At 67.7% G+C, this 12,006-nt stretch carries 12 protein-coding genes and 1 pseudogene; 9 read left to right on the top strand and 4 right to left on the bottom strand.

The window, feature by feature from the left end; all coding sequences use genetic code 11:
• A partial coding sequence (locus QOD90_RS27435; RefSeq protein WP_526355016.1) for an LLM class F420-dependent oxidoreductase occupies positions 1-907 on the bottom strand: 907 nt, incomplete at its 3' end.
• A gap of 76 nt (positions 908-983) precedes the next feature.
• On the bottom strand, positions 984-1,655 hold the full coding sequence (locus QOD90_RS27430; RefSeq protein ID WP_526355021.1) for an SDR family oxidoreductase: 672 nt from the start codon (positions 1,653-1,655) through the stop codon (positions 984-986).
• Between the two features lie 132 nt (positions 1,656-1,787).
• Between QOD90_RS27430 and modA the strand changes: the two genes are divergently transcribed.
• The 6 genes and pseudogenes from modA (at position 1,788) to QOD90_RS27400 (ending at position 5,983) form a co-directional block, all read left to right on the top strand.
• Positions 1,788-2,576 carry a molybdate ABC transporter substrate-binding protein gene (gene modA / locus QOD90_RS27425; RefSeq protein WP_526355015.1) on the top strand — a complete coding sequence of 263 codons (789 nt, stop codon included), beginning with the start codon at positions 1,788-1,790 and terminating at the stop codon, positions 2,574-2,576.
• On the top strand, positions 2,573-3,376 hold the full coding sequence (locus QOD90_RS27420; RefSeq protein WP_526355014.1) for an ABC transporter permease: 804 nt from the start codon (positions 2,573-2,575) through the stop codon (positions 3,374-3,376). Before modA ends, QOD90_RS27420 begins: the two co-directional genes overlap by 4 nt.
• A 60-nt stretch (positions 3,377-3,436) precedes the next feature.
• A pseudogene (locus QOD90_RS27415) lies at positions 3,437-3,856 on the top strand (ATP-binding cassette domain-containing protein); the annotation flags it as partial.
• A gap of 42 nt (positions 3,857-3,898) precedes the next feature.
• Complete coding sequence (locus QOD90_RS27410) at positions 3,899-4,462, top strand: TOBE domain-containing protein (RefSeq protein WP_526355020.1); 564 nt, start codon at positions 3,899-3,901, stop codon at positions 4,460-4,462.
• Between the two features lie 197 nt (positions 4,463-4,659).
• Positions 4,660-5,556, top strand: a complete 897-nt coding sequence (locus QOD90_RS27405) for an APA family fibronectin-binding glycoprotein (protein ID WP_526355013.1) — start codon at positions 4,660-4,662, stop codon at positions 5,554-5,556.
• Between the two features lie 124 nt (positions 5,557-5,680).
• Positions 5,681-5,983, top strand: coding sequence for a GlsB/YeaQ/YmgE family stress response membrane protein (locus QOD90_RS27400; RefSeq protein WP_526355012.1), 303 nt, complete (start codon positions 5,681-5,683; stop codon positions 5,981-5,983).
• Between the two features lie 4 nt (positions 5,984-5,987).
• Here QOD90_RS27400 and QOD90_RS27395 read toward each other — a convergent pair whose 3' ends face one another.
• The gene (locus QOD90_RS27395) at positions 5,988-6,494 is read right to left on the bottom strand and encodes a hypothetical protein (RefSeq protein ID WP_526355011.1); all 507 of its coding nucleotides are present in this window, start codon (positions 6,492-6,494) and stop codon (positions 5,988-5,990) included.
• 97 nt (positions 6,495-6,591) lie between these two features.
• Here QOD90_RS27395 and QOD90_RS27390 point away from each other — a divergent pair, with 97 nt between their 5' ends.
• Positions 6,592-7,173, top strand: coding sequence for a CGNR zinc finger domain-containing protein (locus QOD90_RS27390; protein ID WP_526355010.1), 582 nt, complete (start codon positions 6,592-6,594; stop codon positions 7,171-7,173).
• Here the strand turns inward: QOD90_RS27390 and QOD90_RS27385 are convergent, their stop codons facing one another.
• Positions 7,174-7,938, bottom strand: coding sequence for a CPBP family intramembrane glutamic endopeptidase (locus QOD90_RS27385; RefSeq protein ID WP_526355009.1), 765 nt, complete (start codon positions 7,936-7,938; stop codon positions 7,174-7,176).
• A gap of 110 nt (positions 7,939-8,048) precedes the next feature.
• On the opposite strand from QOD90_RS27385, the gene QOD90_RS27380 reads away from it, so the two are divergent.
• Both QOD90_RS27380 and QOD90_RS27375 read left to right on the top strand, forming a co-directional pair.
• Positions 8,049-10,442 carry a CaiB/BaiF CoA-transferase family protein gene (locus QOD90_RS27380; protein ID WP_526355008.1) on the top strand — a complete coding sequence of 798 codons (2,394 nt, stop codon included), beginning with the start codon at positions 8,049-8,051 and terminating at the stop codon, positions 10,440-10,442.
• Between the two features lie 38 nt (positions 10,443-10,480).
• Complete coding sequence (locus QOD90_RS27375; protein ID WP_526355006.1) at positions 10,481-11,953, top strand: acetyl-CoA acetyltransferase; 1,473 nt, start codon at positions 10,481-10,483, stop codon at positions 11,951-11,953.
• The last annotated feature ends 53 nt before the right edge of the window (positions 11,954-12,006 follow it).

Raw genomic sequence — 12,006 nt, 5'->3', positions numbered from 1 at the left:
GCAGCTCCGCGACGGCCGTCGCGCCGCCAGGGTGGTAGCCGTTGAGGCTCGTCACCGGACTGATGATGACGCCGTCGACGCCTGCATCGAGGACCTTCGTCTTGATCTGATCCGCGACCCGTTCTGGGCTACCGAAGACCGCCTGCTGCCGGAAGTCCTCGGGGATGAGGTCCGCCGTGACGTTCTCGTCGATGATCGCGATGACGAGCATGCTGGTCTCCAGCGTGCTCGGGTCCCGGCCGATGTCCTCACAACGGTCCTTGACCACCTGGATCTTGCGGGGCAGCTCGTCGAAGCCGGCGATGATGTTGAGGTGGTCGAAGTGCTTGACCGCCAAGGGAATCGTCTTCTTCTCGCCGCTACCACCGATCATCAGCGGGATGTGGTCGCGGAAGCGAGGTTCCGCCATGGCTTCCTGGGCGCGGTAATACTTTCCGGAGAACGTCGGCCGCTCGCCGGCGAGCATCGGCAGGATGATCTGCAATGACTCGTCGAGCCGGTTGAAGCGGTCGGTGAACGTGCCGAAGTCGTAGCCGAGTGAGTCGTGTTCCAACTCGTACCAACCGGTGCCGATGCCGAGGATGGCCCGGCCCTGACTGATCACGTCCAGCGTGGTGATCGCCTTGGCGAGCAGCGTTGGGTTTCGGTAGGTGTTGCCCGTGACGAGCGTGCCGAGTTGAACCTTCTCGGTCGCCGCGGCGAGGGCGCCCAGCGCGGTGTAGGCCTCGAGCATCGGCTGGTCGGGCGTACCGAGACCGGGAAGTTGGTAGAAGTGGTCCATCACGAAGACGGAGTCGAAGCCGGCGGCCTCGCCTTCTCGTGCCTGCGCGATGACGGTGGGGAAGAGTGCCTCGACCCCGGTGCCGTAGGAGAAGTTGGGGATCTGAAGTCCGAGTCGAATCGTCACGGTTCCGACCCTAGCCACGACTAAACGGAACCGGTACCCCGTTTCGCTGTCCGCGAAGCGGGAATATTATTGGCCGTCAGGCGAAGCTGGCGAGCGCGCCGTGGCTGACGTGCAGCGTCTGCCCGGTGATGTGCCTGGCCGCAGGCGTGGTCAGGAACAGGGCCAGCCGGGTGATCTCGGCGGCGACCGACGGCGAGGTCCGCGCGATGCCGTCATAACCCGGCTCGGCACCCCGGCCGGACGCGACCGCGTTGAGCGTGATGCCCCGGATTCCGAAGTGAGTTGCCTGTCCCGCAGTCCAATTCGAGAGCGCGGCCTTGATGGCGGCCTCGGCGCTGCCTTCGGCGGCGTTGTCGCCGACGACGTTGACGATCGACCCGCCGGAACGCAGGTGATCGCCCAGGATCTGGACGGTCAGAGCGGCGGACAGCACGGTGGCGTCCAGCGCCGTACGCCAGGCCGCAGCCCGCTCGGCGAGCGTGTAGGTGCGGGGATCACCGGCGTCCCACCGGTGCGCTGGCACGTTGACGATGGTGTCGAGGTGATGGGGGAACTGAGCGCGTGCCTCTTCGAGGCTGGCCGGGTCGGTGTTGTCGAAGACGATCGAGTCGACGTCGAGCTCCTTGGCGGCGACCTCGAGATCGTCGCGACGCGAACCGGCGATGACGACCTTGTGACCCGCGTCACGGAACCCCTCCGCGATGATGCGCCCGAGTTCGGTGTCACCACCGGTGAGCAGCACATCCATCATCACGACCTCCTCGTGTTCGACGCTGAACCCAGCGAGTCGCCATAATGTTACTGGACAGTAGCTAGCCGCGGAAACGCGCCACGCGGAGAACTACGGACAGTGGCGTTTTAGGTCACCTAGGGTTGCCTGGTGAAGAGCTCGAATCGCGTCGTTCCCGCCCTTGTGACACTGCTCTTCGCTGGGCTGACCGGGTGCGGATCGGATTCTGGTGGCAGCGCCGCGGGCAGCAGCGGCGCCCCGGCCGGGGGCACGCTCGCCGTGTACGCCGCGGCTTCACTGAAGAAGACGTTCACCGACATCGGCGAGCAGTTCAAGACCGACAACCGTGGCTGGTCCATCGACTTCACCTTCGCCGGTTCCTCTGATCTGGTCACTCAGCTGACGCAGGGCGCCACGGCCGACGTCTTCGCCTCGGCTGACACGAAGAACATGGACAAGGCGGGCAAGGCCGGTCTGCTCTCGGGTAATCCGGTGAACTTCGCATCCAACACCCTCGTCATCGTGACTGCGCCTGGCAATCCGAAGAAGATCGCGTCGTTCGCCGATCTCGCCAAGCCGGGCCAGAGCGTCGTCGTGTGCGCACCCCAGGTGCCGTGCGGCTCGGCGACCGAGAAGGTGGAGCAGGCATCGAAGGTGACGCTCAATCCGGTCAGCGAGGAGTCGTCGGTGACGGACGTCCTGACCAAGGTGACCAGCGGCCAAGCCGACGCCGGAGTCGTCTACGTGACCGATGCGCTCGGCGTGGGCGACAAGGTGACCGAGATCGACTTTCCGGAGGCTTCGGCGGCCGTGAACACCTATCCGATCGCCGTGCTCAAGGATGCGGCCGACGCCGCGGCGGCCAAGAAGTTCGTCGACCTGGTGACGAGCGAGGCGGGTCAGAAGATCCTGACCCAGACAGGTTTCGCCAAGCCTTGACCCGCTCAAGCGGCCTGCCGCGCTGGATCTACGTCCCCGCCGCCATCGGCGCGATCTTCGTCGTGTTCCCCTTGGTGGCGGTGGCCGCCCGGGTCGACTGGTCGCAGTTCTGGTCGTTGATCACCAGCCGTTCATCCCTCACCGCGCTCGAGCTCAGCTTCAAGACCGCCGCCGCCAGCACGGCGTTGTGCATCGTGTTCGGCGTCCCGATGGCAATGGTGCTGGCCCGCAGCGGTTCCCGTCTGGTGCGCTGGGTCAGGCCGCTGATCCTGCTCCCCTTGGTGCTGCCGCCGGTGGTGGGCGGCATCGCGCTGCTCTACGCCTTCGGCCGGCTGGGTCTGCTCGGCAAGTACCTCGACGCGGCGGGGATTCACATCGCGTTCACGACGACCGCAGTGGTTCTCGCCCAGACCTTCGTCTCGTTGCCGTTCCTCGTCATCGCATTGGAGGGCGCCGCCCGCACCGCTGGGGCGGACTACGAGGCGGTGGCCGCCACACTGGGGGCCCGGCCGACTTCGGTGTGGTGGCGGGTGACGGTGCCACTTCTCGCCCCCGGTCTGGCATCCGGCGCGGTGCTTGCCTTCGCGCGGTCGCTCGGCGAGTTCGGCGCGACGCTGACGTTCGCCGGATCCAGAGAAGGCGTAACTCGCACCCTGCCGCTGGAGATCTACCTGCAGCGCGAGGTCGACGCGGACGCTGCGGTGGCGCTGTCGGTCCTGCTCGTCGCGGTCGCCGCCGTCGTCGTGGTCGGTCTTGGCAGTCGCCGGCTAGGGGCGGGTGGCGCGAGTGGCTGGCAGTAGCACGTGAGCGGCATCGAACTGCATGCAGTCGTCGAAAGTCGGTGCCTTGACGTTGAATTCACGGTCGCACCAGGTGAGGTGTTGGCGGTTCTCGGCCCCAACGGGGCTGGCAAGTCCACCTTGCTGCACGTCATCGCGGGCCTGGTGCGGCCCGACGCGGGTTCGGTGCGCGTCGGCGAACGGGTGCTGACCGACGTCTCCACCGGCACGCACGTCGGTACCTACGACCGTCGCGTCGGCTTGCTGATGCAGGACGCCCTCCTGTTTCCGCACCTTTCCGTGGCAGCCAACGTGGCCTTCGGCGCCCGCAGCGGAAAACGACTGACGCGCAGGGCTTCCCGTGCCGCAGCCGACCATTGGCTCACCGAGGTCGAAGCCGCCGATTTGGCCGACCGCAAACCACGCCAACTGTCCGGTGGACAAGCCCAGCGCGTCGCACTGGCCCGCGCACTGGCTGCCGACCCGGACGTCCTGCTACTCGACGAACCGCTGACCGGGCTCGACGTGGGCGTGGCCGCGGCGATGCGCCAGGCCTTGCGCTACGTCCTGGTGCGCGATGGCCGGTCATCGATTCTCGTCACGCACGACCTGCTCGACGTCGTCACCCTCGCCGACCGGGTGATCGTCCTGGAATCGGGCCGCGTCGCGGAATCGGGGCCGACGGTCACGGTGCTGGCCAAGCCCCGCAGCAGCTTCGGAGCACGGTTCGCGGGGATCAACCTGGTGAGTGGCCGCGCCGGCGCCAACGCCATGCTGGTGACCGGCTGGCAGCAGGTCTGGCATGGCGTCGCCGAGGACGGCATCCGCCAAGACGACTCCGTCGTCGCCACCTTCCATCCCTCTGCCGTTGCGGTGTACCGCGGCAAGCCGCACGGCAGCCCGCGAAACACCGTCGAGGTCATCGTCGCCGAAATCGACAGCCGCGGGCCCGCCATCCGAGTCCGCGCCGACGACCAACCCGACGGGTCGCCCGGGCTGTCGGCCGACATCACCGCCGAGGCTGCGGCAGACCTGCGCCTCGGCCTGGGGGAGCGGGTCTACTTCACGGTCAAGTCTCAGGAAGTGTCGATCAACCCGGCGCGGTAACGCCGGCCGAGGTGGTCGCGATCAACCAACAGCAGGCACCCGCGCACCGCGCGGGCGCCGCGTCGCGCCAACGCGCCTTCAGCAATCGTCGGGCTAGGCCGTTGCCACGTGGTTTAGCCGTACAGCAATCTCCAAGATTGACACTCTAAGAGCAACTCACACTTGCGTCACGGCCGTAACACGGTAGTTTCTTCCCCATGCAGCACCCTCCCCGACGCTGGAGCATCCCGAAGGCACTGGCCACGGCCGCCGTCGCAGGCGTCACCGCCGTGACAGTCGCCCTTCCAGGCCCCGTCGCCTACGCAGACCCCGTTCCGCCGCCGCCCGCGCCCGCCCCGGCGCCCGCCCCGGCCGACCCAAATGCGCCACCCCCGCCGGCCGCCGACCCCAACGCCCCGCCGCCGGATCCCAGCGCGCCGCCCGCACCGCCGCCGGAACCCGGCCGCGTCGACAATGCCGCTGGCGGCTTGAGCTATGTCGTTCCAGCGGGCTGGAAGGTCTCCGACAACACCCAACTCTCATACGGGCAGGCCCTGCTGACGAAGGTCACCGAGCCGGGAGTGGATGCGCCGTCCGACACCAGCGTGCTGCTCGGTCGACTCGACCTGAAGTTGTTCGCGGGCGCCGAGGCGGACAACGCCAAGGCCGCCACTCGGCTGGCCTCCGACATGGGTGAGTTCTTCATGCCGTTCGCCGGGACGCGCCAGAATCAGCAGGCAGGTCCCCTCGACGCGGCGGGAACGCCGGGTGCCTTCTCCTCGTACGAGGTCAAGTTCACCGACGCCACCAAACCCAACGGGCAGATCTGGGCAGGGGTCGTCGGCCAGGCGCCGGACCCGGGAACGCCGCGCAGTCAGCGGACTCCGCAGCGTTGGTTCGTGGTGTGGCTCGGCACGGCCAACCACCCCGTCGACGCCGCCGCGGCGACCACGTTGGCACAGTCGATTCGGCCGTTCACGCCGCCTCCGCCACCACCGCCGCCGGAGCCGGATCCGAATGCACCTCCGCCGGACCCAAACACGCCTGCCGGACGACCAGGCGTCGGCGTGCCCGTCCCCGTGACGAACGCTCCTCCGGAGATGCTGCCCGGCTGATCACCGCGGCAATTGTCTGACGAACGTGCACCTTTCGCGTGCCTAATCGTTACCCGGCGCGGGTAGACCAAGGGGTGAACCTGCGGCTGCGCTGGTTCGGCCGGGCGATAGGCAGGAGTTCATCATGACCATGGTTTTGGCGACCGAGTATCTAGCGGCCCGATCCTCCACCCTCACCAGCGTGGGATGGATCGGTTACATCATCATCGGAGCCCTCGCGGGCTGGATCGCGGGCAAGATCGTCAAGGGCGGCGGCTCGGGCATCCTGCTGAACATCGTCATCGGGATCGTCGGTGCGCTCATTGGTGGCTTCCTGTTGAGCTTCTTCCTCGACACGGCGGCCGGTGGATGGTGGTTCACCCTGTTCACCGCCATCCTCGGCTCGGTGATCCTGCTGGCGATCGTCGGCGCAGTGCGCAAGAAGTAACCCGCTACATCGCCGCGAGCACGCCGCGCATTGCCGCGGCGAAAGTGCCTGGGCCCGTGCAGTACAACGGGCCGCGGCCATCGCCAAGCAGGAGGCGCAGCCGCGCCATCCCGCGGGCTCGCGCCGGCAGAGGCCCGAGTAGCCGCGCCAACACATCTTCGACCGTGTCCGCGGACTGCCGCACGGCGTCGGCGCGAATGGGAACCCGCGATGCGCGGCCACCGGTGCCTGGCATCAGGCCCGCATCCCGGAGCAACAGCGTCAGCGCGGCCGCCATGTCCTCACTCTCGCGCCGCGACACCAGTCGCACGTAATGGGCGGCCAATGGCGTGCCGGGCACAACGGTGACTCCCTGCTCGATCTGCTGGTCGTAACGCCCGGCAAAGAGGCGTGCCCACACCCGCTTCGACGTCGACACGTCGGCCAGTGCGGATCGGCGGATTTCGCGTCGCTCGGTGTCAGTCGCCGCAGACCCCATGCCGTAGTCCGAGATCCCGCCTCGTGGGGTCATCGCCGTCTCCTTGTCTCGTGACCTACATAAACGCTATACCGGTCATGAATGACTAGTCAAGGCTTGATACTGGTCATGTTGGGTCTACCATGGAGTCGTGACGTCAATCCAATGGCTCGGTGACATCGAAGCCAAGCCGGCACCGGGCCCGCTGCGACGCATCCAGGCGTTCATCAACACGATCGACCTGGAATCGGGTCAGGACCGGCTGGCAAGAATCGACGACGCTCGCCCTTGGCTCGTCGACAATCAACTCCTCGCCGCAGACGCCGTGCCTGATCCTGACGACCTGCGCCTCGTCTCGGATTTCCGAGAAGGGTTACGCGCATTGGTGATTCAAAACTCCGGCGGAGCCACGCCCGACCCGGTGCTTACGGCGCCGCTGCACGCCGTCGCCGAGTCGAGCGCAGTCCGGGCGGTCCTCGACGAGAGCGGGCGGATCGAGCTCGTCACCGATGACGATTCGCTGCGAGGACGCCTTCTTTCGCTGCTTCTGACCATCAGGACTGCCCAACTCGACGGCACCTGGGTGCACATGAAGGCCTGCGCGAACGACGACTGTCTGTGGGCGTTCTACGACCACTCCCGCAACCACGGTGGGACCTGGTGCGACATGGCGACGTGTGGAAACAAGTTGAAGAACCGCGAGTTCCGGGCCAGGCGCCGCCAGCCGCGGTGACTAGCCCGAGAGGTGCCAGACCATGGCGGCAGCGAGCGCACCAAGGCCGTTCAGCGACCAGTGCAGGGCAATGGGCGCGATCAGGCTGCCGCTGCGCCTGCGCAGCCAGGTGAAGACGAAACCTGCTGCCCCCGTCGCGATCACGGCCATCACCACGCCGGCGATCATGCCGAGGACACCCACGCCGAACAGGTCGGTGAACCCGACATTGCTACTGGTCAAGCCGAACGACGTCGCGATGTGCCACATGCCGAACAGCAATGAACCCGCCGCCGCGACGCCCCGAACCCCCCAAGCCCGGTCCAGCGTGCCGTGCAGCACTCCACGGAAGGCGAGTTCCTCGGGGATCACGGTCTGCAGCGGGATGATGATCATCGACGCCAGCAGCGCACCCGAGACGGTGGCGTAGTGGTTGTTCATGAACATCGGCCGCGTCCACGGCAACAACGCCCCTGCGACGATGACCGTACCGACCAGAGCGACGGCGCCGAGCGCGTACCACGCGCCGGAGCGCCAGTGGTCACGACCGAGTCCCAGCTCGCTCCAGCCCAACCCGCGGGATCGCACCAGCAGTACCAGTCCGATCGCCGCCGCGGGCACCACGACGACGTTCGCCCACGGCGTGGTGAAGTGGGCGAGGAGATTCGTCAGGGCCAAGACCACCACCACGACGCCGATGTCGACGTAGACGCGAAAGTGATGCAGAGCCGACAGCTGACCGATCAGCGGGTGAGGTGGCGCTTCGGCCGAGGTGAGGTCAGACATGACCGCGCCAATTGTACGTGTGCCTGCGGAACGGGCACGTCAAGCCGTTCCGGCCGCTCGGCGGGGACCCGCCACGCACCGTCGGGGATCGCTGAACGATACTGATCCGCATGCTTGACAGGTGTCAGCTTTTAGCGTCGGTAAGGGTGCTGGACACCGGTGGACCCGGGTCCGACGGCGTGAGCAGGCTCCTCGCCGACCTCGGCGCCGACGTGCTCAAGGTCGAGGCGCCGGGGGGTGCCGACCAGCGCACGGCCCGTCCGTCCGTGTCGGGAGCGTCGGTCGCCTTCGCGCTGGACAACGCGAACAAACGAAGCACCATCCTCGACGTCACCGACCCGAGCGACCGCGGTCGTTTCGCCGAGCTCGTCTCCTGCGCCGACATCTTGGTCGACGGCGGGGGGCCCGTCGGCGCGGCCACGTTCGGCACGTCCGCCGCCGACCTGGCGGACCGGCACGGGCACCTCGTCGCGCTCGAGGTCACCGACTTCGGCACGTCGGGCCCACACGCGCACTGGCAAGCCACCGACTCCGTGCTGTACGCGATGTCGACCGCACTGTCCCGTTCGGGGCCCACCACCGGTCGCCCCGTCTTGCCGCCATCGGGGATCGCCTCGGCCACCGCCGCCGTGCAGGCCGCCTGGGTCGCACTCGTCGCGTACTACCACCGATTGCGTTGCGGCCGAGGGGACTACATCGACTTCTCCCGGTTCGAGGCGGTCGTCCAGTGCCTGGACCCGCCGTTCGGTTCGGAGGGGCAGGCCGCCGTCGGGCAGAAGCAGTCGGGCGAATTGTGGCGCGGACGTCCGCGCAATCAGCAGATCTACCCCACGTTTCCGTGCCGCGACGGATTCGTCAGGATCTGCTTGCTTTCTGCTAGGCAATGGCGCGGAATGCGGGCCTGGCTCGGTGAACCCGAACAGTTCGCCGATCCCAAGTTCGAGACGATCGCCGCCCGTTACCTGGCATCGAAGGAGCTCAACGCCGCGATCGCCGACCTCGTCGCGCCTCAGACGATGGGTGACCTGGTCGCCCAAGGGCAGCGCAGAGGCGTCCCCATCGCCGCCGTGTTCAGCCCGGCGGAGGCGCTGGCCTCGGAGCACTTCCTCGCCGTCGGCGCGCTGACGGACACCCTCGTCGCACCCGAGATCAGTCTGGCCGTACCGGCTGGACCGTTCGTGATCGACGGCCGCCGAGCCGGAATCGCCAGTCCCAGCCCGGCAGTCGGCGCCAACGACCGCGAATGGCTCGGTGCCGCGCGCCCCGCGGGAGATGCCAGCACCAATCCGAGCAACCGCCCCTTCGAAGGACTGCGCATCCTGGACCTCGGCGTCATCGTCGCCGGCGGCGAGCTCGGCCGGTTGTTCGCCGACCACGGCGCCGAGGTCATCAAGGTGGAGAGCGCGGACTATCCCGACGGGTTGCGACAGACGCTGCCTGGACGGCCGATGAGCCGATCGTGGGCGCTGACCCATCGCAACGAGGCCAGCCTCGGGCTCGATCTACGTTCACCGGACGGTGCGTCCATCTTCCGCCGCCTGGTCGCGGCGTCCGACGCCGTGTTCGCGAACTTCAAGCCGGGTACCCTTGCCTCCCTTGGCTTTTCATATGACTCGCTGGTATCGGCCAACCCGCGCATCGTCCTTGCCGAGAGCAGCGCCTTCGGTTCGACCGGGCCGTGGAGCGATCGCATGGGCTACGGCCCTCTGGTGCGAGCCACCACCGGCGTCAGCAGACTCTGGACCACCGACGACCCCGAAGACACCGGCTTCTACGATTCGACCACGATCTTCCCCGACCACGTCGTCGCGAGAATCACCGCGATCGCCGCCTTGGCCGCCCTCATCAACAGGGGCGACGCCGACGTGGGTGCGCACGTGCACATCTCACAGGCCGAGGCGGCCGTCAACCAGCTCGCCGCGAGCTACGTCACCGATGCCGCCCGCGCCGCCGGACTCGAGGTCGTCGACGACGACGCGGTTCACGCCGTCTATCCGTGCGCCGGCGACGACGAGTGGTGCGTGATCTCCGTGCGCTCGGACGGCGACCGGGCCGCCATGGCCAAGGTGCTGGGCGTCAATGAACTCGCTACTAGCAGAACTGATTTCGTCGCCCAGTTGGCCCAGTGGACCGCCGTCAGGGACAAGGCCGACGTGGTCGAGATGCTCCAGGAGGCCGGCGTGCCCGCCGGGCCGATGAACCGCGCGGTCGACGTGCTCGCAGATCCGCAACTCGACTTCCGACGGACCTACGCCGACATGGTGCACCCGCTCTTCACGGAGTCGATGCCCACCGAGACCCATCCGGCGCCCTTCCGGCGGATCGCCGATGCGCCCCTTCGCCCCGCGCCGATGCCGGGGGAGCACACTCGGGAGATCATCGCTGCGATCCTCGATCTGGATGCCTCCGAGACCGATCGCTTGATCGCCGATGGCGTGCTGTTCACGTGGACTGATCTCCCCGCGAGCGTGCGCGTCAGTTCACGACACGCCGCGGACAACTGACACATCGCGCACGCTCGCGCACGGCAGAAAGGCTCCCAGTGCCCCTTGACCCCAGAACACCGGTGCTCGTCGGCTACGGCCAGGCCAACCAGCACGATAGTGATCCCGCGGTCGAACCCGTCGACCTGATGGAGCGGGCGGCCCGGGCCGCTGCGGATCCGCGGGTGCTCGAAGCCGTCGAATCGGTGCGCATCGTCAACCTGCTGTCTTGGCGGTACCGCAATCCCGGTGTGCTTCTCGCCCAACGGATCCGGGCCCCGCAGGCGGAGGGCCGGTACACCAGCATTGGCGGCAACGTCCCGCAGTCGCTGGTCAATCAGGCGTGTCTGGACATCCAACGCGGCAGCGTTGACACCGTCCTGATCGCCGGTGCCGAGACCTGGCGCACCCGTACGAAGGTGCGCGCCGCAGGCGGCAAGCTCGACTACACCAAGCAGGACGACACGGTGCCCGTCCCGCAGGGCGCCGACGACGAGTTCCAGCTGGCCGGCCCCACCGAACTCCGCATCCACCTGGACCGGCCGTCGTACGTCTACCCGATGTTCGAGCAGGCGCTGCGCATCGCGGCGGGGGAGGCGCCCGACGAGCATCGCCGCCGGATCGGGGAACTGTGGGCTGGCTTCAGCGCCGTCGCGCAAGCCAATCCGCACGCCTGGAATCGGGAACCCGTTACCGCCGAAGACATTTCACAGCCCAGCGCAAGCAACCGAATGATCAGCTGGCCGTACACGAAGCTGATGAACTCCAACAACATGGTCGACCAGGGTGCTGCTCTGATCCTGACGTCCGTGGCGAAGGCCGAGCACCTCCAGATTCCGACCGAACGCTGGGTGTTTCCGTACGCGGGAAGCGACGCCCACGACACGTACCTGATCGGCGAGCGTGCCGAGTTCGATCGCTCACCCGCCATCCGCATCGCCGGTGGGCGCGCACTCGAACTCGCGGGCAAGGGCGTCGACGACATGGACTTCGTCGACGTGTACTCCTGCTTTCCGTCAGCGGTCCAGGTGGCGGCCCGCGAACTCGGCCTGCCACTCGAAGGTGACCGGGCGCTGACCGTCACGGGCGGCCTGACCTTCGCCGGCGGACCGTGGAACAACTACGTCACGCACTCCATCGCCACCATGGCCGAGCGCCTTGCGGCATCGCCAGGCACGCTCGGACTGGTCACGGCCAACGGTGGTTACCTGACCAAGCACAGCTTCGGCGTCTATGGCACCGAGCCGCCGACCGGCGAGTTCCGTTGGGAGGACGTCCAGTCCGCCGTCGATGCCGAGCCCACCCGAGTGGCCGAGGACGCGTGGGAGGGCGTCGGGACCGTCGAGTCGTGGACGACGCCGGTCAGCCGTGATGGCGTGGCCGAGAAGGTGTTCCTCGCCGTCCGCACTCCCGCCGACAGTCGTGCGCTCGCCGTCGTCACCGACGCGTCGGAGGCCGAGGCGAGTACCCGCGAGGACATCGCCGGAGTCAAGGTCCGGGTCGCTACCGACGGGACCGCCACCCTCCTCTGACCGCGACCGAGCACGCCGCAATCGCGAGGGTTGACTTCGTAGATGACCAGTGC

Origin of the sequence: Mycobacterium sp., assembly GCF_032161845.1 — a bacterium.
Lineage (GTDB): Bacteria > Actinomycetota > Actinomycetes > Mycobacteriales > Mycobacteriaceae > Mycobacterium.
This window is presented reverse-complemented; position numbering and strand designations above follow the sequence as displayed.

Bases quoted from the DNA above. Each gene is read 5' to 3' on its own strand.
- QOD90_RS27395 (WP_526355011.1), bottom strand. From the start codon at position 6,494: ATGACCCCACGAGGCGGGATCTCGGACTACGGCATGGGGTCTGCGGCG.
- QOD90_RS27405 (WP_526355013.1), top strand. From the start codon at position 4,660: ATGCAGCACCCTCCCCGACGCTGGAGCATCCCGAAGGCACTGGCCACG.
- QOD90_RS27430 (WP_526355021.1), bottom strand. From the start codon at position 1,655: ATGGATGTGCTGCTCACCGGTGGTGACACCGAACTCGGGCGCATCATC.
- QOD90_RS27385 (WP_526355009.1), bottom strand. From the start codon at position 7,938: ATGTCTGACCTCACCTCGGCCGAAGCGCCACCTCACCCGCTGATCGGT.
- QOD90_RS27380 (WP_526355008.1), top strand. From the start codon at position 8,049: ATGCTTGACAGGTGTCAGCTTTTAGCGTCGGTAAGGGTGCTGGACACC.
- QOD90_RS27400 (WP_526355012.1), top strand. From the start codon at position 5,681: ATGACCATGGTTTTGGCGACCGAGTATCTAGCGGCCCGATCCTCCACC.
- QOD90_RS27410 (WP_526355020.1), top strand. From the start codon at position 3,899: ATGCGCCAGGCCTTGCGCTACGTCCTGGTGCGCGATGGCCGGTCATCG.